Below are 19694 nucleotides of genomic sequence, written 5' to 3' on the forward strand. Positions count from 1 at the left end.
CAAACGAACCGTTAGTGGCCTCTGTGTAAAGTTTGCAAAGTTTATACCCGTGACGCCGGGCGCACAATGCAGCAGACCACAAGCAAAATCAAAGGTTTGCGTTAACTTGGGCGATTTGCGCAAATTGTTTGACACCCCGGTGCCATAAACCACAAACCCGGCCTGGGCCGGGTTTGTGACGAAGGGGTTACAGGTCGGGGTCTTCCACCCCCGTGTACACATCCGAATCCTTGTACAGATCATGCACATGGCGCACCAGCACCATGATCACCGCCGCCACCGGCAGCGCCAGCAGGATGCCGGTAAAGCCGAACAGCTCACCGCCCGCCAGGATCGCGAAGATCACGGCCACCGGGTGCAGGCCGATCCGATCCCCCACCAGCAGCGGCGTCAGCACCATCCCCTCCAACGCCTGACCCACCATGAACACCGCAACGATACCCAGCATCGGATACAGGTCGCCACCAAACTGGAACAACCCCGCCACCAGCGCCGCGCCGATACCGATCACAAACCCCATATAAGGCACGATAGCGGCCAAGCCGGCGATTAGGCCGATCAACAGGCCCAATTCCAGGCCGATCGCCATCAGGCCCGCTGCGTAAATGATCCCCAGCGCCAGCATCACCAGTAACTGGCCACGTACAAACGCCCCCAGCACCTCATGACACTCTTCGGCGAGGGAGACGATGCGCTCCTCACGATTGCGCGGCAGCAGGCTGCGGATCTTGGCCATCATGATGTCCCAGTCACGCAGCAGGTAGAACGCCACCACCGGGATCAGCACCAGGTTGGTCAGCCAGCCAATCAACGCCAGGCTGGACGCCGTGGCCTGGCTGAGCACCACGCCAACGATATCGGTGGTCTGGCCCATGTGCTCACTGATGGCCGCCTTGACCTTGTCGAACTTCCAGAACCCATCCGACAGTCCCAGCTTGGCCTGGACCCACGGCATGGCCGTGTGCTGCAGCCAGTCGAGCATCTGCGGCGCCAGCTCATAGAGACGAAACAGCTGCTTGGCCAACATCGGCACCAGCACCAGCACCAACGCCGTGATGATCAAGGTGAACAAGGCGAACACCGCCACCACGCCCCAGGTGCGCGACAGGCCGACTTTTTCCAGGCGATCCACCACAGGATCGAACAGATAAGCCAGCAGCAACGCAACCAGGAATGGCGTCAGGATCGAATGCAGCAAAAACACAAAACCGCACAGCAGGACAATCCCGCCAAGCCACACCCAACGACGCGTATCCGCCATAAACCACTCCATCTCTAGCTGCTTCTATATAAGGAAGAACATTTACCAACGAAAACGCAGTTGCGCCTGAGGCTCGGGAGCAGGGGCCGGTTGAGTGCCGTCCACTGCCGGCTGCTGTGCAGGTGCCTCACCCGCTGGCACCTCCTGCAACTTGGCCAGACTCAACTGAGTACGCAACTGATCGGCACTGCCATTGACGCGATACACGATGCGATTGCCATCGACCAACAGGGGCTGCCCACCAAACGGCTCAAGCAGATGGCCCAATGCGGCATAACGCTCAAGGGTCATGCCCTGCACTTCCAGCAATTGTTCCGTACTCACGCCCGGCTTGACCGCGAAGCGTGGCGCGAGCTTCTGGCTGACCGCCAGCATCACCGCATCGGCGACGGCGCCAGTATCAGCGCCTTGGGCGGTGCCCTGCTCGCTCTTGTCACCCAGCCACAAGCGCCACTTGGCTTGCCATTGATTGCCTTCCTGGCGCGCATGCACCGCCAGCAACGCATCGGCGCCGTAACGCTCGGACGCGGCGCGCAGGGGCGTGGCGTCAGCGCTTTCCAGGTTCGGCGCGGTGGCGACCACCTGCTCGTCCAGGTCACCCAACGGCAGGCGCAGTGGCAAGCCACGGTGCTGTGCGGCTCGGCGCAATGCCTGGGCAACTGCCTGGCCATCACCGACCAGGCTGCTGCCTTCGGTGGAATCGTTCAGCCACCAACCGAGGATCGACGGCCGATTGCTGCCCCAGATCGACAGGCCCGCCTCACGCAAGGCGCGGTCGGTGCTCACCGGGTCGAAATCCACTTGCAGGCTTTCCGGAGGGCCGGCGTCGTAGCCGTACTGGCTGATGATTTGTTGCGGATCCTTACGGACGGCTGCCAGGCCCGGGCCATCGGCAGCCTTGGCGTCGCCGGTCAGGCGGATTACCAGGGTCTGCACGGCGCGCTGGGTGGCCTGGTCGCGCTCCTGGGGCGACTGGCTGCTGACCGGTTCAAGTACTTGGTAAAGACCATTGAGGGTTTCGGCATGACTCGCCAGGCTGACCAACGACAAGCAGCCTACAAAGAAGAATTTGCACAGACGCATGAAAGATTCCCGAACGACAAAATTAGCGGCTGGAACAGACCGTGTGAACTCGGTTTGCCAAGGCTGTGACCACAGCGACTGGTAAAACATTCACAGGGTCTTGGTAAGTTTTCGTACTGTCATAACGATAGCGGGTTCAAGGCTATACCTTAATACGCGCCTTGGCAGACTCGGTCAGCAATTTTTAACCGGCTTTTTTCACGGATATGGCCCTGCCCGTCGGCCCGAGGATGGCCGCTGCCCCTCAAGCCTGATAAAATCGCGCGCCTTCGCAGACCGTCAACGGCTGGGCCTTTTACAAAAAGCGCCTGCCCGCTCGGTCGTTACCCAGAAATCCCCCCTAAAGGCCTGGATCATGAGCAAGCAACCCTCCCTGAGCTACAAGGACGCCGGTGTAGACATCGACGCCGGTGAAGCATTGGTCGAACGCATCAAGAGCGTCGCCAAGCGCACTGCGCGCCCCGAAGTCATGGGCGGCCTGGGCGGTTTTGGCGCCCTCTGCGAAATCCCGGCCGGCTACAAGCAGCCCGTACTGGTCTCCGGCACCGACGGCGTGGGCACCAAGCTGCGCCTGGCACTGAACCTGAACAAACACGACAGCATCGGCATCGACCTGGTTGCCATGTGCGTCAACGACCTGGTGGTGTGCGGCGCCGAGCCGCTGTTCTTCCTGGACTACTACGCCACCGGCAAGCTGAACGTCGACACCGCAGCACAAGTGGTCACCGGTATCGGCGCTGGCTGCGAACTGTCGGGTTGCTCCCTGGTAGGCGGCGAAACCGCTGAAATGCCAGGCATGTACGAAGGCGAAGACTACGACCTGGCCGGCTTCTGCGTTGGCGTTGTAGAAAAAGCTGAAATCATCGACGGTTCCAAAGTCGCCGCGGGCGACGCCCTGCTGGCCCTGCCGTCCTCCGGCCCGCACTCCAACGGTTACTCGCTGATCCGCAAGATCATCGAAGTGTCCGGCGCCGACATCGAGAACACCCAGCTCGACGGCAAGCCGCTGACCGACCTGCTGATGGCCCCGACCCGCATCTACGTCAAGCCACTGCTCAAGCTGATCAAGGACACCGGCGCCGTCAAGGCCATGGCCCACATCACCGGTGGCGGCCTGCTGGACAACATCCCGCGCGTCCTGCCTAAAGGCGCCCAGGCCATTGTCGACGTGGCCAGCTGGCAGCGCCCTGCGGTCTTCGACTGGCTGCAAGAGAAAGGCAACGTCAACGAAACCGAGATGCACCGCGTGCTGAACTGCGGCGTGGGCATGGTGATCTGCGTGGCACAAGAGCACGTTGAAACCGCGCTGAACGTGCTGCGTGAAGCCGGCGAGCAGCCTTGGGTCATCGGTCAGATCGCCACTGCCCCGGAAGGCGCAGCCCAGGTTGAACTGAAGAACCTCAAGGCTCATTAATGTCTCAGACCTGTGATGTCGTGGTGCTGCTCTCCGGCACCGGCAGTAACTTGCAGGCCCTGATCGACAGCACGCGCACCGGCGACAGCCCGGTGCGCATCGCTGCGGTGATCTCCAACCGCAGCGACGCCTACGGCCTGCAACGCGCCAGGGACGCGGGTATCGAAACCCGCTCGCTGGATCACAAGGCCTTCGAAGGCCGCGAAGCCTTCGATGCCGCCCTGGTCGAACTGATCGACGCCTTCAACCCCAAACTCGTGGTACTCGCCGGCTTCATGCGCATCCTCAGCGCTGACTTCGTGCGCCACTATGAAGGGCGCCTGCTGAACATCCACCCTTCCCTGCTCCCCAAGTACAAAGGCATGCACACGCACCAGCGCGCGCTCGACGCCGGCGACAGCGAGCATGGCTGCAGCGTGCACTTTGTCACCGAGGAACTCGATGGCGGGCCTCTGGTCGTACAGGCAGTGGTTCCGGTAGAGTCTGCAGACTCGGCGCAGACGCTTGCGCAACGGGTTCACACCCAGGAACACAGGATTTACCCGCTGGCTGTTCGCTGGTTTGCCGAGGGGCGGTTGATTCTTGGTGAACAGGGTGCATTATTGGACGGTCAGTTACTCGCGGCCAGCGGCCACTTGATTCGAACCTAGGAGATTTTATGCGTCGCGCCTTGCTCTTCGCTTTTGCGCTGTTCGCCTTGCCTGCCGTGCAAGCAGCAGACCTTCACCCTTTCTCCGCCAGCTACACCGCCGACTGGAAACAGTTGCCCATGAGTGGTTCGGCTGAACGCAGCCTGACCAAGAACGACAATGGCTCCTGGACCTTGAACTTCAAGGCTTCCATGATGATTGCCAGCCTCACCGAAACCAGCGTGATCCAGTTCGACAAGGACGCCCTGCAACCGAAGAGCTACACCTTCGAACGCGGCGGCCTGGGCAAGGCGAAGAAGATCAACCTGGACTTCGACCGCACGACCAACAAGGTCACCGGTTTCGAAAACAAGGACCCGGTCAACGTCACCCTCGAAAGTGGCATGCTCGACAAGTCGACCTACCAGCTGGCCCTGCAACGTGACGTGGCCGCCGGCAAGAAAAGCATGAGCTACCGCGTGGTCGAAGGCACTGACGTCGACACCTACGACTTCCGTGTGATCGGCCCGGAAAAGGTCCAGACCAAGGCCGGCTCCATCGATGCGATCAAGGTCGAGCGTGTACGCGACCCGTCGCAGAGCAAGCGCATCACCCAGATGTGGTTTGCCAAGGACTGGGGCGGCATCCTGGTTGCCCTGCGCCAGGTTGAAACCGACGGCAAGGAATACAACATCATGCTGCTCGACGGTACCGTTGACGGCAAGGCTGTCAAAGGCAGCTGATGGGCGGGTGAGCCAGAGAAGAGCCTCGCGGAATGCGGGGCTTTTTTTTGCCTGTTGGTTTTGCGTTGAAGCTTCTACCGCTATCGCCGGCATGGCCAACACAGCCCCAAAAGCCTGACCCGAACATGAAACTTCTGTCATAAAACTCAACGACCTGCGACGCAATCCCACGGTTTACGCGGCCTGCAGGATAGTTGCGTTTTATGCAATGAATTGTTGCGCAGAAAATCGGTTTACTTAGCAAGCTAACAAAACATATAAAAGAGGCCTGCGACGACTTGCCGCAGATCAACCAGAGATTGGAGCAAGCAGATGACTGTAAAAGTAACTGAACGCGACGACGAACATATGTCCCACGAAGCAGTAGCCCACGGGATTCATATCTGGGATGTACATCAGCAAGATCAGCTGGTCGGCATGTTTCACAACGAGAACGAAGCCCACAATTATAAAAACGAGCTCGAATCTCTCGAACTGAAACGCCAGGCGCAAAGCTCCTGAGTATTCGCACGGTTCGGGTCCCTGGCCCACGCAGCCTTGATGCCTGAAAACACAAAACCCGCCTTTTGAGCGGGTTTTGTATTGAAGGGGGGCGCTAGGCAGCCGGCGCGGGGCAAGCCCGCTCACTACAAACCCCGCCAACGGCGGGGTTTGTTGTGTTTACGGGCTTACCACATCAGATCGTCCGGGATCTGGTAGGCGGCGTATGGATCGTCCTCATCGGGCACCTGGCTTTCAGTGAGGACATTGAGCTGCACGATACGCTCCGGTGCACGCTCCTGGATCTTCAGCGCTGCTTCACGCGGGATGACCTCGTAGCCGCCACCGTGATGCACGATCGCCAGGGAGCCGTTGCTCAGCTTGTTTCGCATCAAGGTGTTGACCGACAGGCGCTTGACCTTCTTGTCGTCCACGAAGTTGTAGTAGTCCTCGGTGGTCAACTTGGGCAGGCGCGAGGTCTCGATCAGTTGCTTGACCTGCGCGGTGCGGGCCTTGGCCTCGGCTTTTTCCTGCTGCTGGCGGTTCAGCTCCTGGTCGCGCTTGACCTTCTCGGCCTGCGCTTCCTGGGCCAGGCGCGCCTGGGTGTCATCGGCTTCGATCTGGCCTTTATGGACCAGGCGTTGCTGCTTCTGTTTCTCTTTGCCGACCTGCTTGGCCTGCTTTTGGTTGACCAGACCTGCTTTGAGCAACTGGTCGCGAAGGGAAAGGCTCATGGTGCTTACTCACTTAGGCAACTGCTCAACCGCAGCTGGACACATTCTTTTCCTGACGTTTGGCTTCGCCCCACAGGGCGTCCAACTCTTCGAGGGTGCAATCTTCTATGGGTTTGTGCGTATCGCGCAATGCCTGTTCGATAAATCGGAAACGTCGTTCGAACTTGGCATTGGCGCCACGCAGCGCGGTTTCCGGGTCGACCTTGAGGTGGCGGGCCAAATTGACGGCGGCAAACAGCAGGTCGCCGACCTCATCAGCGATGGCCACAGAATCGTTATCAGCCATGGCTTCGAGCACTTCATCCAGCTCTTCGCGCACGTTGTCCACCACCGGCAGTGCGGATGGCCAGTCAAAACCGACCTGGCTGGCGCGCTTCTGCAATTTGGCGGCACGGGACAATGACGGCAAGGCGGTGGGCACATCATCAAGCAGAGACAATTGCTCCGGCGCGTCGGATTTTTCCGCACGCTCCTCGGCCTTGATCTGCTCCCAGCGTTCCTTGACCTGCTCCTCGCTCAACTGCGGGATATCCAAGGGCGCGTACAGATCACCGGTGGGGAACACGTGGGGATGGCGGCGAATGAGCTTGCGGGTGATGCTGTCGATCACCCCGGCGAACTCGAAACGTCCCTCTTCCCGCGCCAGCTGGCTGTAATACACCACTTGGAACAGCAGGTCGCCCAGCTCGCCTTGCAGGTGATCGAAGTCACCACGCTCGATGGCATCGGCAACCTCGTAGGCTTCTTCCAGAGTATGTGGAACGATAGTGGCGTAGGTTTGCTTGATGTCCCACGGGCAACCGTATTGCGGGTCGCGCAGGCGGTTCATCAAGTACAGCAAGTCATCTAGTGAATACATTGATCTCTATCCGCTGAAAATCAAATGTGGGAGCGGGCTTGCTCGCGAATGCGATGTGTCAGCCACAAACTTTTGACTGATAGACCGCATTCGCGAGCAAGCCCGCTCCCACATTTCAGACCTCGCTCATCCAGCTAATCAAGGGGTGCGGTTACGTCGCGTCTCGATGATGTTCGGCAACTGGGAAATGCGCCCCAGCAACCGCCCCAACGCGTCCAGCCCCGGAATCTCGATGGTCAGGGACATCAACGCGGTGTTGTCCTCTTTGTTCGAGCGGGTGTTGACCGCCAGCACGTTGATCCGCTCGTTAAGCAGCACTTGCGAGACGTCACGCAGCAAACCGGAACGGTCGTAGGCACGAATAACGATGTCCACCGGATAGGTGAGCACCGGCACCGGCCCCCAGCTGACCTGGATGATTCGCTCCGGCTCGCGCCCGCCCAGCTGCAGCACCGAGGCGCAGTCCTGGCGGTGAATGCTCACGCCACGCCCCTGGGTGATGTAGCCGACGATGGCGTCGCCCGGCAACGGCTGGCAGCAACCGGCCATTTGCGTCATCAGGTTGCCCACGCCCTGGATCTGGATGTCGCCGCGCTTGCCCGGCTTGTAGCCCGTGGCCTTGCGTGGGATCAGCTCCAGCTGTTCGCTGCCGCGCTCCGGCTCGACCAGTTGCTGGGCCAGGTTGACCAGTTGCGCCAGGCGCAGGTCGCCGGCTCCAAGGGCGGCAAACATGTCTTCGGCGATCTTCATGTTGGCCTTTTCGGCCAACTTGTCGAAGTCCACCTGCGGCAGGCCAAGACGCGCCAATTCACGTTCGAGCAGGGTCTTGCCGGCCGCGACGTTCTGGTCGCGGGCCTGCAATTTGAACCAGTGGACGATCTTCGCCCGTGCCCGCGACGTGGTGATGTAGCCCAGGTTCGGGTTCAACCAGTCGCGGCTCGGCGTGCCGTGCTTGCTGGTGATGATCTCGACCTGTTCACCGGTCTGCAGGCTGTAGTTGAGCGGCACGATGCGCCCGTTGATCTTGGCGCCCCGGCAGTTGTGGCCGATCTCGGTGTGCACGCGGTAGGCAAAGTCCAGCGGCGTGGCGCCCTTCGGCAAGTCGATGGCATGGCCGTCAGGGGTGAAGATGTAGACCCGGTCCGGCTCGATATCCACGCGCAACTGTTCGGCCAGGCCGCCGATGTCGCCCAGCTCTTCGTGCCATTCCAGTACTTGGCGCAGCCAGGAGATTTTCTCTTCGTACTGGTTGGACCCGGCCTTGACGTCGGTGCCCTTGTAGCGCCAATGCGCGCACACCCCCAGCTCCGCCTCTTCGTGCATGGCGTGGGTGCGGATCTGCACTTCCAGCACCTTGCCCTCGGGGCCGATCACCGCCGTGTGCAGCGAGCGATAGCCGTTCTCCTTGGGGTTGGCGATGTAGTCGTCGAATTCCTTGGGAATGTGCCGCCACAGGGTGTGGACGATGCCCAGCGCGGTGTAGCAGTCGCGCATTTCCGGCACCAGCACGCGCACCGCACGCACGTCGTAGATCTGGCTGAAGGCCAGGCCCTTGCGCTGCATTTTGCGCCAGATGGAATAGATGTGTTTGGCACGGCCGCTGATGTCGGCTTCAACGCCGGTGGCCTGCAACTCGGAGCGCAATTGGTTCATCACGTCGGTGATAAAGCGCTCACGGTCCAGGCGCCGCTCGTGCAGCAGCGTGGCGATCTGTTTGTATTGGTCGGGCTCGAGGTAGCGGAAGGACAGGTCCTCCAGCTCCCACTTGATGTGGCCGATGCCCAGGCGGTGCGCCAGCGGCGCGTAGATATCGAAGACTTCGCGGGCAACGCGATTGCGTTTTTCGTCGTCGGCGGTCTTCACCGCGCGGATCGCGCAGGTGCGCTCGGCCAGCTTGATCAGTGCAACACGCACATCATCGACCATGGCCACGAGCATCTTGCGCAGGTTCTCGACCTGACCCTGGGTGCCCAGCACCATGGATTGGCGCGGGCTGAGGCTGGCGCTGATGGCCGCCATGCGCAGCACGCCGTCGATCAGCTTGGCGACCACGGCGCCGAAACGCTGGCTGACCAGCGGCAACGCGATATGCCCTTCACGCACGCCGCGATAGAGCACGGCGGCGATCAGCGAGTCCTGGTCCAACTTGAGATCGGCGAGGATCTCGGCGATTTCCAACCCGGTGCGAAAGCTTGAAGTGCCTTCGGCCCACAGGTTCTTGGCCGCATTGTTTTGCTGCTCCGACTCACGAGCGAACTCGCAAGCGGCCTTCAAGGCTTCACGGTCCAGTGCCGGGTCGACACTGACGGCATGATCCAGCCATGCCTCGAGATTGATACTGCCGTCGGTGTTGATCGGCTGGTGTGCTCTCACCTGTACCATCTTGCTTACCTTCCCTACGACGCACCTTCGATGCGCCAAAAATCATCGCTGACCTGCTTTAACTATTAAAGCTTACACACGCTCCCTGGCAGGTCACGGCCTTGGAGAATGCAGGCCAGTCGGATTAAACGGGCATCCTAGCCCGCTTCAAATAACGCCATGGCCTCGACATGCGCTGTCTGCGGAAACATGTCGAGGATCCCGGCACGCTTTAGCCGGTAGCCTTGCTTGACCAACTCAACCGTGTCCCGCGCCAGCGTGGCCGGGTTGCAGGACACATACACCAGGCGCTTGGCCTTGAGGGTCGCCAGCTTGCGCACGACCTCCAGGGCACCATCGCGGGGTGGGTCCAAGAGTACCGCAGAAAAGCCCTGTTTGGCCCATTCTGCGTCGGTCAAAGGCTGGGACAAATCGGCCTGAAAAAACTGCGCATTATGCAAATTGTTGCTGACGGCATTGAGCGCCGCCCGGTCGACCATGGTCTGTACGCCCTCCACCGCCACCACTTCGCGCACCTGTTGGGCCAGTGGCAGGGCAAAGTTACCCAGGCCGCAGAACAGGTCCAGCACGCGCTCATCGGGCTGTGGCGCCAGCCATTCCAGGGCCTGGGCGACCATTGCCTCGTTCACGCCAGCGTTGACTTGCACGAAGTCGCCCGGGCGGTAAGCCAACGCCAGATTCCACTGCTCCAACCGAAAGCCCAACACCGCGTCGGCTTCGACAGGCTCCGGTTGGCCTTCGCCATGCAGCCACAACTGGGCTTCATGGAACGCACAGAATTCTTTCAACACCGCCAGGTCCGCGTCGGACAACGGCGCCATATGCCGCAACAACACGGCGATGGACGTGCCACTGAACAACTCCACATGCCCCAAGGCCTGTGGTTTGCTCAGGCGTCGCAACATGTTCGGCAGGCGCTGCATGATCGGTTGCAAGGCCTGTACCAGCACCGGGCAATCGTCGATGGCAACGATGTCCTGGCTGGCCACGGCGCGGAAACCTACTTCGAGATGTTTGGCCTTGGCGTCCCAACGCACCGCTACACGGGCGCGGCGACGGTAGCCGAATTCCGGCCCACTCAAGGGGGCTGCCCATTCTTGCGGCTCGACACCCGCCACGCGGGACAATTGTTCGGCGAGCATGCGCTGTTTCAGGGCAAGTTGTTCGGCATGGGGCAAATGCTGCACGCTGCAGCCGCCACAACGGCCAACGTGGGCACACGGCGCCGGCCGGCGCAGTTCACTGGCCTTGAACACCCGCTCGGTACGCGCCTCGACGATTTTGCCGTGCGCGCCCAGCACCCGCGCCTCGACGTCTTCGCCGGCCAGCGCGCCATTCACAAACCAGGTACGACCTTCAAAGAACACAATGCCTCGGCCGTCATTGGCCAGGCGCTCGATGGTCAGTTTTTGCTTCTTGCCTACAGGAATCTGTGGGGCCCGGCTGCCGCCCGTCGGTTGGAAGCGCAGGCCTCTCTCGTGCTTGGCCATCAGTTGGGTTCGTCAAAGATGCCGGTCGACAGGTAGCGGTCGCCTCGGTCACAGATGATCGCGACGATCACCGCGTTTTCCACTTCCTTGGACAAGCGCAACATGCCGGCCACGGCGCCGCCCGAGGACACGCCGCAGAAGATGCCTTCTTCACGGGCCAGGCGGCGGGTGGTGTCTTCGGCTTCACGCTGGGCCATGTCGATGATGCGGTCCACGCGGGTCGCGTTGTAGATCTTGGGCAGATACTCCTCGGGCCAGCGGCGGATACCGGGGATGGCCGCGCCTTCCATCGGTTGCAGGCCAACGATCTGGATCGCCGGGTTCTGCTCCTTGAGGTAGCGCGAGTTGCCCATGATGGTACCGGTGGTGCCCATGGAACTGACAAAATGGGTGATGGTGCCCCCGGTCTGGCGCCAGATTTCCGGGCCGGTGGTGGTGTAGTGCGCCTCGGGGTTATCACCGTTGGCGAACTGGTCCAGCACCAAGCCACGGCCTTCGGCGGCCAGGCGCTCGGCCAGGTCGCGCGCGCCCTCCATGCCTTCTTCCTGGGTGACCAGGATCAACTGGGCGCCATAGGCGGTCATCGCCGCCTTGCGTTCGGCGCTGCCGTTATCGGGCATGATCAGGATCATCTTGTAACCCTTGATCGCCGCGGCCATGGCCAGGGCGATCCCGGTATTACCCGAGGTAGCTTCGATCAGGGTGTCGCCGGGCTTGATCTGCCCGCGCAACTCGGCGCGGGTGATCATCGACAGCGCCGGGCGGTCCTTCACGGAACCGGCCGGGTTGTTCCCTTCGAGCTTGAGCAACAGGGTGTTGCTGGTTTCACCCGCCATGCGTTGCAAGCGGACCAGGGGCGTGTTGCCGACGCAATCGGCGATTGTAGGGTACTGCAAGGTCATGGCGTATTCGCAATCCAGACTGCGGGGCGCACATCATACCGGGAAAGGCCCGCGGGCCATATCACGCAAAGTGCGGTGCTTATGGCTTAAAGGAATAAGTAGGTGATGTGTTGGCTGGGAGGGTGCCCCTGCTACCCCATTCGCCCGTCGCCATGATTCTTGCGAAACACCTCCTCCCCCATCGCCGCAATCTGTCCCTCGATCAGGGCTTCGAAAGGTTTGAGCAACGGTTCGAATGAAGCCGGCGCCTCTAACACCTGTAATGCCTGCACGATCGCTTCCACTGTCGACAACGCGCCCGCGCCGGGTGCCTTGCGCAACCGATAACGGGACACGGAGCCTTCCGCCAGCGTTACCCGTGGCAACGCCGCCAACAGCGGATTGAGGTGCAGCAGTTTGCGCGCCTTGCGCCAGGTGCCATCGGGCACCACCAGCAACAGCGCTTGATCGCCCGGTGAATAGGCCTGCAACGGCTGGGCGTCGTCAGCCGGAAACAGCAACCGCGCCTGATAACCCGGCGAGCTCAGTAACGATGCCAAATCCTCAAACACCTCCCCCACCACCAACTGCGCGTTGTTCAGCCCCAGCGCCGCCAACCGTGCGGTATTGAGCGCATGGTTGACCTCGCTCGGATGTTGCAACAGCAGCACCCGGGTACGGCTGTCGAGGCTTGGGATCAACGGGCACAGGCAATGGGCGACGGGCCTGAGGCAACGGGAGCATTGGGGTCTGGACATGGTTTTTCAGGCCTGGTTGAGCTGGGCTTTGAGCAAATCGCGGAAGGTCTGGATCAGCGGTTCACGGCTGCGGCCACGGCGCATGATCATGGAGAACGGCGCCTGGTAGCCGAAGGTCGCCGGCAGCAACACGCGCAGGTCGCCCTTGTCGGCCCAGGCCTGGGCGTAGTGTTCGGGCAGGTAACCGATATAGGCGCCGGAGAGCACCAGGATCAGCTGAGCCTCCATACTTTCCACCGTGGCGGCGCTGTGCTTGAAGCCGTGGCGGGCGAGTTCCGCCTGGCTCCAGTAACCGCGCCCGACCATGCGTTGCTGGGTGATCACTTGCTCGGGGATACGCCGCTCGTTGAATAAAGGATGGCGCGTGCTGCAATACAACCAGTGCTGTTCGCGGTACAGCGGCATGTAGATCAGGCCGCTCATGCGGTTGGAAAAGGCACCGATGGCCAGGTCCAGGCGATTGTCCTGTACGCCCAGTTGCAGTTCGTACGGGCTCATCACCGATAAGTGCAGGTGAACGGCCGGGTGTTCAAGACTGTAAGCACCGATCACTTCAGCGAACGGCAAGGCTTTGTCGCTGACGGTGGAGTCGAGCACACCGAGCTTGAGGGTGCCGCGCAACTCGCCTTTGAGAGCGGCGGCGTATTGCTCGAAACCTTCGAGCTCACCCAGCAACCGCAGGGTTTCCTGATGGAACAGCTCGCCTTTACTGGTCAGGCTGAATCCACCCCGGCCGCGATGGCACAGCACCAGGCCCAACGCCGATTCCAGTTGGCTCATGTAGGTGCTGATAGCCGACGTGGACAGGTTGAGTTCATGCTGGGCGTTGGCGAACCCTTGGTGCCGCACGACGCTGACGAAGATGCGCAGGAGTTTCAGGTCGGGCAAGGCGTTGGCCATCGGATCTCCGCAAGGGTTGGAGTGTAGTGAGCGGGCCTGCCCCGCGCGGCGGTATATCAGGTTGGCTCGTGGCGGCTGATACATCGCCGCGCGGGGCAAGCCCGCTCACTACAGAGTCCAATCACCACAGAACCTTTTCAGACAGTCTACCTGCTGGCATTAGTTTAGAAAAATCTGAACTAAGTATTTGCCCCTGCCGATTCTTTCGTTTCCAGGTATTTCGCATTATCGGCCCCTAATAAACAAAACAACGATGAGGCACTCCCGTGGACAAGATTTTCCACCAACCACTGGGCGGCAACGAAATGCCGCGCTTCGCCGGCATCGCCACCATGATGCGCCTGCCCCACCTGCAAACGGCCAAGGGCCTGGACGCCGCCTTTGTCGGCGTGCCCCTGGACATCGGCACCTCCCTGCGCGCCGGCACCCGCTTCGGGCCCCGCGAGATCCGCGCCGAATCCGTGATGATCCGCCCGTACAACATGGCCACCGGCGCTGCACCGTTCGACTCGCTGTCGGTGGCCGACATCGGCGACGTGGCGATCAACACCTTCAACCTGCTCGACGCCGTGCGCATCATCGAAGAAGCCTACGACGAGATCCTCGAGCACGATGTGATCCCCCTGACCCTGGGTGGCGACCACACCATCACCCTGCCGATCCTGCGGGCGATCCACAAGAAACACGGCAAGGTCGGGCTGGTGCACATCGATGCCCACGCCGACGTCAACGACCACATGTTCGGCGAGAAAATCGCCCACGGCACCACCTTCCGCCGTGCGGTGGAAGAAGGCTTGCTGGACTGCGACCGCGTGGTACAGATCGGCCTGCGTGCCCAGGGCTACACCGCCGAAGACTTCAACTGGAGCCGCAAGCAGGGCTTCCGTGTGGTGCAGGCCGAAGAGTGCTGGCACCAGTCGTTGGCCCCGCTGATGGCCGAGGTGCGTGAAAAAGTCGGCGGCGGTCCGGTGTACCTGAGCTTTGATATCGACGGTATCGACCCGGCCTGGGCGCCTGGCACCGGCACTCCGGAAATCGGCGGGCTGACCACCATCCAGGCCATCGAGATCATCCGGGGCTGCCAGGGCCTCGACCTGATTGGTTGTGATCTGGTAGAAGTTTCGCCGCCGTACGACACCACCGGCAACACCTCGCTGCTCGGCGCCAACCTGCTGTACGAGATGCTCTGCGTACTGCCCGGCGTGGCCCACCGCTGATGAGCACCCAAGACCTACTGAAAGCCGCGGCCGACCTGGTGTCGGCCTTCGCCCGCAATGACCGCGCCGCCTACTTCGGCGCGTTCACGGCCGATGCCAGCTTTGTGTTCTACACCCTCCCCCAGCCGCTGCTCAGCCGCGACGCCTACCAGGCGTTGTGGGACAGCTGGCGCCAGGACGAGGGGTTCGAGGTGCTGTCCTGCACGTCGAGCAACGCCGTTGTCAGCCTGCAAGGCGACGTGGCGATTTTTATTCATGACGTGGCCACCGAGCTGCGCATGAACGGGGAGCAATTTTTTAGCCAGGAACGCGAGACCATTGTCTTCAAGCGACAAGGGGCGAGCGAACAACAAGAACAAGGCCTGTGGCTGGCCTGTCACGAACATTTGTCCGCAATGCCGGAAGGGCTGCCGCCCCCTTAGCCAATGTGATCGGAGCTGATCATGAATAATAAAAACAACGAAAACAGTATTCGCAAAATAGAAACCAACGGGGTCGAACAGATCCCGGACCACGAACGCACTGCCGGCCCCAAGGATCTGTTCCGACTGATCTTCGGCGGTGCCAATACCTTTGCCACCGCCGTGCTGGGTTCCTTCCCGGTGTTGTTCGGCTTGTCGTTCCAGGCCGGTGTCTGGGCGATTGTGCTGGGCGTGTTGGTGGGTGCGCTGATCCTGGCGCCCATGGGCCTGTTCGGGCCGATCAACGGCACCAACAACGCCGTGTCTTCCGGTGCGCATTTCGGCGTGCACGGGCGGATTGTCGGCTCGTTCCTGTCATTGCTGACGGCGATTGCCTTCTTCTCACTGTCGGTGTGGAGTTCAGGCGACGCGCTGGTAGGCGGTGCGAAACGTCTGGTGGGCTTGCCGGAAACTGACCTGACCCTGGGCCTGGCCTATGGTTTGTTCGCCCTGCTCGTGCTCACGGTGTGCATCTACGGCTTCCGCTTCATGCTGTGGGTCAACCGCATTGCGGTGTGGGCGGCGAGCCTGCTGTTCCTGCTGGGCATCTTTGCCTTCGCACCGGCGTTCGACAGCCACTTCGCCGGCACCGTCGCACTGGGCCAGACTGGCTTCTGGGCGGCGTTTATCGGTGCCGCGCTGGTGGCCATGAGTAACCCGATTTCCTTCGGGGCGTTCCTCGGTGACTGGTCGCGCTACATCCCGCGTGAAACGCCGAAAATGCGCATCATGCTGGCGGTGGTGCTGGCGCAGATCGCCACCCTGATCCCGTTCCTGTTCGGCCTGGCCACCGCGACCATCGTGGCAATCAAGGCACCGGACTACATCGCGGCCAACAACTACGTCGGCGGTTTGCTGGCCGTGGCACCGAGCTGGTTCTTCCTGCCGGTGTGCCTGATCGCAGTGATCGGCGGCATGTCCACCGGCACCACCTCGCTGTATGGCACGGGGTTGGACATGTCCAGCGTGTTCCCGCGCCTGCTGTCGCGGGTCAAGGCCACGTTGCTGATTGGGGTGATGTCGATTGCCTTCATCTTCATCGGACGTTTCGCCGCCAACCTGGTGCAGAGCGTGTCGACCTTTGCCGTGCTGATCATCACCTGCACCACACCGTGGATGGTGATGATGATCATCGGCCTGATCGTGCGCCGTGGTTACTACTGCCCGGATGACCTGCAGGTGTTCACCCGCGGTGAAACCGGTGGTCGCTACTGGTTCAGCCATGGCTGGAACTGGCGCGGGCTGGGGGCCTGGATCCCGAGCGCACTGGTGGGGCTGTGCTTCGTCAACCTGCCGGGGCAGTTTGTCGGGCCACTGGGCAACCTGGCCGATGGCATCGACATCAGCCTGCCGGTGACGCTGGGACTGGCGTCGGTGGTGTACCTGACCTTGCTTCGCGTGTTTCCGGAACCGGCCGCTGTCTACGGCCCGGCGGACCCTCGCAGCAAGCGCACGGATGCGCGCGTTAAACCGGCGCTGCAACACGCCGCCTGATCGCTCATAAAAAAGATAATCGGAGACCCGCCGTCATGGCTTTGGATTTATTCGTCGTACTCATCTACGCCGCCGGCATGCTCGTGCTCGGCTATTACGGCATGCGCCGCGCCAAGACCCACGAAGACTACTTGGTGGCCGGTCGCAACCTGGGCCCTTCACTGTACATGGGCACCATGGCCGCCACGGTATTGGGCGGTGCGTCCACCGTCGGCACCGTGCGCCTGGGTTATGTGCACGGCATCTCCGGCTTCTGGCTGTGCGCCGCGCTGGGCATGGGGATCATTGCGCTGAACCTGTTCCTGGCCAAGCCGCTGTTGAAGCTGAAGATCTTCACCGTGACCCAGGTGTTGGAAAAACGTTACAACCCCATGGCCCGCCAAGCGAGCGCGGTGATCATGCTGGCCTACGCCTTGATGATCGGCGTGACCTCGATCCTGGCCATTGGCACCGTGCTGCAAGTGCTGTTCGGCCTGCCGTTCTGGATCTCGGTGCTGCTGGGCGGTGGCGTGGTGGTGGTGTATTCGACCATCGGCGGCATGTGGTCGCTGACCCTCACCGACATCGTGCAGTTCGTGATCAAGACCGTCGGCCTGATGTTTATCCTGCTGCCGATCTGCCTGTACCGCGTCGGCGGCTGGGATGAGCTGGTGGCCAAGCTGCCGGCGTCGAATTTCAGCTTCACCGAAATCGGCTGGGACACGATCATCACCTACTTCATGATCTACTTCTTCGGCATCCTGATCGGCCAGGACATCTGGCAGCGTGTGTTCACTGCCCGTGATGAAAAGGTCGCCAAGTACGCGGGCACCTTCGCCGGTTTCTACTGCATTCTCTACGGCCTGGCCTGCGCATTGATCGGCATGGCTGCGCATGTGTTGATCCCGAACCTGGACAACGTCAACAACGCCTTCGCCGCCATCGTCAAACTGTCGCTGCCGGACGGCATCCGTGGCCTGGTGATTGCGGCGGCCCTGGCCGCGATGATGTCCACCGCCAGCGCTGGCCTGTTGGCCGCCTCCACCGTCCTGACCGAAGACCTGCTGCCACGCCTGCGCGGCGGCAAGCAGTCGAGCCTGGCGATCAACCGCCTGTTCACGATGCTCACCGGTATTGCCGTACTGGGTATCGCGCTGGTGGTGAACGACGTGATCAGCGCACTGACCCTGGCTTACAACCTGTTGGTGGGCGGCATGCTGATCCCACTGATCGGCGCGATCTTCTGGAAGCGGGCGACCACCTCCGGCGCAATCACCTCCATGACCCTGGGCTTTGTGACCGCACTGGTGTTCATGTTCAAGGATGGCCTGGATGCCAACACGCCGATCTACTACAGCCTGGCGGTCGGGTTGGTGAGCTTCGTGCTGGTGAGCTTGCTGTCGCGCAAACCGGAGGCGATGGCGGCGCGAGCGGTTTGATGTGTAACAGGATTTAGAGCAGTTTCTTCAGCGGGCACGACGTCGGATGTCGTGCCCGTTTTTTTGTTCTGGTTATCTGTAGAGCTCGCCCCCTCCAAACAGGTCGTCGCAGGTCTTGCAGCCAAAAAACTGCAGTACCCCCGGGCATTCGATTGTGCCCGTGCGCCCTGCGCGCACATACCAGGTACAGGCCTTCCCCTGATACGTCAGGGTGCCCTCAAGGTGACAAGGTGCCCATTCGTAGTCGTCATGCAGTGTGCGCCCATCAATGCGTTCGGCACGCTTGAAGAAAGAGGCGATTTGCCGCTCATCAAGTGCAACGTCCGATGCTCGGCACGACTCAGGCTCCAGGGATTCAAAACGCGTAATCGACACGTCGCTGACAGGCGAACAGCCCACAAGTAACACCGCAAACGCCGCTTGCCTAAATCTCATTGCCACACCGCGCTGCCGGCTTCATCCACGTTTTTATAGGAAATTTGCGGGTGGGTGTAGACGTCTTTCGACGTCAGGCTGAAATGACCGTAGAGCTCAGCGACCAACCATTGCAACGATTGATTTTGCATCGCCGTCACCTTCTCATAATGCGTTTCATCCAAGTGTTTTCCGACCAGCTCGATACCTAATGAATCGGCATTCATGGGGTAACGCTCAGGGTAGTTCTTGGTGCGTTCATACCGATCCAACGCGCGGAACTGCAACTCCCAGGTAAGTGATTCAATGGCCTTGATCTTAACGGCGTCACACGTTGACTTATCCACCGCCTGGCACTTGGAACGCAGTAATCTCCCGACGTGATAACAGCGTTTTTTCATGCTGGCCGTCTGGTAGATCGCACCGTCCTTTTCGATGAGAAAGTGCGCGCCGTTGCCCTTATTTCGGTAACTGTTGAAAGTGTGCTGCGCCGTCGGGGCGTCAGTCTGGTGGACCACCAGGGCGCGCACGCTACGCAGATCCCCCTGCTCGATCGCTGGGAAACGGCGGAGTTCGACCTTGCTGGAAATCAACATGCCTTCGTTATCAATGCTCGACATTTCGATGCCTTTTCATCCTTGGGAAGACAAAAATATAGAGACTGAAACTGGGAAATGGCGTGGATGACGGGATAAGCAGAAGGGTCTGACGATGGCACGTGCATCGTCAGACGATAAACGGGGGAGGCGTTACGAAAAGGGAGGTGCGCTCAGATCACAGGGAACCGGAGCTGCCCTGAAACAATACCTGTAGCATCAGCGCCCGCACGTTCAATAGCTGATCGTATGAGCGCCTTACGCTTACCTGCGCCGTGGTCGGCGTTGCTCGTCATCCGTGCGGATTGGCACCGGCTGCAGCGGCGGCTCGATCAAGCCCAGCGCAACGCCAAGGTCATGGAGCCAGTTTTGAATTTTCTCTTTCATGGTTTGCCCCCTTTGAGGGTGATGCGAGCCGGCGAGATACCTGTCGACTTTTCCTACACTGATAGTAGCCCTAAGTCCTACGTAATGCTTGAA

Annotated in this window: 19 protein-coding genes; 8 read left to right on the forward strand and 11 right to left on the reverse strand. The window is 61.0% G+C overall.

Features of this window, described 5'->3' with window-relative positions; translation table 11 throughout:
• Nucleotides 1–187 precede the first annotated feature (187 nt).
• Both M2394_RS14450 and M2394_RS14455 read right to left on the reverse strand, forming a co-directional pair.
• Nucleotides 188–1261, reverse strand: a complete 1074-nt coding sequence (locus M2394_RS14450; RefSeq protein WP_259172930.1) for an AI-2E family transporter — start codon at nucleotides 1259–1261, stop codon at nucleotides 188–190.
• Nucleotides 1262–1303: 42 nt separating this feature from the next.
• Nucleotides 1304–2344 (reverse strand): DUF2066 domain-containing protein, encoded by a 1041-nt coding sequence (locus M2394_RS14455; protein ID WP_178919834.1) that lies wholly within the window; start codon nucleotides 2342–2344, stop codon nucleotides 1304–1306.
• Nucleotides 2345–2699: 355 nt separating this feature from the next.
• Here M2394_RS14455 and purM point away from each other — a divergent pair, with 355 nt between their 5' ends.
• From purM to M2394_RS14475, 4 genes are all read left to right on the forward strand, one after another.
• A complete protein-coding gene (gene purM / locus M2394_RS14460) occupies nucleotides 2700–3758 on the forward strand; it encodes a phosphoribosylformylglycinamidine cyclo-ligase (protein WP_034099596.1) in 1059 nt (352 codons plus the stop codon).
• A complete protein-coding gene (purN, locus tag M2394_RS14465) occupies nucleotides 3758–4408 on the forward strand; it encodes a phosphoribosylglycinamide formyltransferase (RefSeq protein ID WP_178919835.1) in 651 nt (216 codons plus the stop codon). Before purM ends, purN begins: the two co-directional genes overlap by 1 nt.
• An 8-nt stretch (nucleotides 4409–4416) precedes the next feature.
• Nucleotides 4417–5130, forward strand: coding sequence for a DUF3108 domain-containing protein (locus M2394_RS14470; protein WP_178919836.1), 714 nt, complete (start codon nucleotides 4417–4419; stop codon nucleotides 5128–5130).
• 312 nt (nucleotides 5131–5442) lie between these two features.
• Complete coding sequence (locus tag M2394_RS14475) at nucleotides 5443–5631, forward strand: hypothetical protein (protein WP_178919837.1); 189 nt, start codon at nucleotides 5443–5445, stop codon at nucleotides 5629–5631.
• A gap of 167 nt (nucleotides 5632–5798) precedes the next feature.
• On the opposite strand, the gene M2394_RS14480 is transcribed toward M2394_RS14475, so the two are convergent.
• The 7 genes from M2394_RS14480 to M2394_RS14510 all read right to left on the reverse strand — a co-directional run bounded on the left by M2394_RS14480 (nucleotide 5799) and on the right by M2394_RS14510 (nucleotide 13614).
• Nucleotides 5799–6344 (reverse strand): DUF2058 domain-containing protein, encoded by a 546-nt coding sequence (locus tag M2394_RS14480; RefSeq protein WP_176996243.1) that lies wholly within the window; start codon nucleotides 6342–6344, stop codon nucleotides 5799–5801.
• 25 nt (nucleotides 6345–6369) lie between these two features.
• Nucleotides 6370–7203 (reverse strand): nucleoside triphosphate pyrophosphohydrolase, encoded by an 834-nt coding sequence (gene mazG, locus M2394_RS14485; RefSeq protein ID WP_259172931.1) that lies wholly within the window; start codon nucleotides 7201–7203, stop codon nucleotides 6370–6372.
• A 138-nt stretch (nucleotides 7204–7341) separates the two neighbouring features.
• Nucleotides 7342–9585, reverse strand: a complete 2244-nt coding sequence (gene relA / locus M2394_RS14490; protein WP_176996244.1) for a GTP diphosphokinase — start codon at nucleotides 9583–9585, stop codon at nucleotides 7342–7344.
• 137 nt (nucleotides 9586–9722) lie between these two features.
• Nucleotides 9723–11075: a 23S rRNA (uracil(1939)-C(5))-methyltransferase RlmD gene (gene rlmD / locus M2394_RS14495; RefSeq protein WP_259172933.1), complete on the reverse strand. Its 1353-nt coding sequence runs from the start codon at nucleotides 11073–11075 to the stop codon at nucleotides 9723–9725.
• Nucleotides 11075–11977 carry a cysteine synthase CysM gene (gene cysM / locus M2394_RS14500; protein WP_178919840.1) on the reverse strand — a complete coding sequence of 301 codons (903 nt, stop codon included), beginning with the start codon at nucleotides 11975–11977 and terminating at the stop codon, nucleotides 11075–11077. Before cysM ends, rlmD begins: the two co-directional genes overlap by 1 nt.
• A 131-nt stretch (nucleotides 11978–12108) precedes the next feature.
• Nucleotides 12109–12714, reverse strand: coding sequence for a tRNA-uridine aminocarboxypropyltransferase (locus tag M2394_RS14505; protein ID WP_259172934.1), 606 nt, complete (start codon nucleotides 12712–12714; stop codon nucleotides 12109–12111).
• Nucleotides 12715–12720: 6 nt separating this feature from the next.
• Entirely contained in the window at nucleotides 12721–13614 is an 894-nt protein-coding gene (locus M2394_RS14510; protein WP_017134867.1) for a LysR family transcriptional regulator, read from the reverse strand.
• 266 nt (nucleotides 13615–13880) lie between these two features.
• Here M2394_RS14510 and speB point away from each other — a divergent pair, with 266 nt between their 5' ends.
• Genes speB through M2394_RS14530 form a run of 4 tightly spaced genes read left to right on the forward strand, consistent with a single transcriptional unit; the run spans nucleotide 13881 to nucleotide 18204 of the window.
• Entirely contained in the window at nucleotides 13881–14831 is a 951-nt protein-coding gene (gene speB / locus M2394_RS14515) for an agmatinase (RefSeq protein WP_259172935.1), read from the forward strand.
• Nucleotides 14831–15253, forward strand: a complete 423-nt coding sequence (locus M2394_RS14520; RefSeq protein ID WP_259172937.1) for a nuclear transport factor 2 family protein — start codon at nucleotides 14831–14833, stop codon at nucleotides 15251–15253. The genes speB and M2394_RS14520 overlap by 1 nt, the downstream gene beginning before the upstream one ends.
• Before the next feature lie 21 nt (nucleotides 15254–15274).
• Complete coding sequence (locus M2394_RS14525) at nucleotides 15275–16786, forward strand: cytosine permease (protein WP_176996249.1); 1512 nt, start codon at nucleotides 15275–15277, stop codon at nucleotides 16784–16786.
• Between the two features lie 35 nt (nucleotides 16787–16821).
• Nucleotides 16822–18204 (forward strand): sodium:solute symporter, encoded by a 1383-nt coding sequence (locus M2394_RS14530; RefSeq protein ID WP_176996250.1) that lies wholly within the window; start codon nucleotides 16822–16824, stop codon nucleotides 18202–18204.
• A 431-nt stretch (nucleotides 18205–18635) separates the two neighbouring features.
• On the opposite strand, the gene M2394_RS14535 is transcribed toward M2394_RS14530, so the two are convergent.
• Nucleotides 18636–19238, reverse strand: coding sequence for an N-acetylmuramoyl-L-alanine amidase (locus M2394_RS14535; RefSeq protein WP_259172938.1), 603 nt, complete (start codon nucleotides 19236–19238; stop codon nucleotides 18636–18638).
• 240 nt (nucleotides 19239–19478) lie between these two features.
• A complete protein-coding gene (locus tag M2394_RS14540) occupies nucleotides 19479–19601 on the reverse strand; it encodes a PA1414 family protein (protein ID WP_003193089.1) in 123 nt (40 codons plus the stop codon).
• Nucleotides 19602–19694: the final 93 nt, after the last annotated feature.

This window comes from Pseudomonas sp. BIGb0164, assembly GCF_024810135.1.
Taxonomy (GTDB): Bacteria; Pseudomonadota; Gammaproteobacteria; order Pseudomonadales; family Pseudomonadaceae; genus Aquipseudomonas.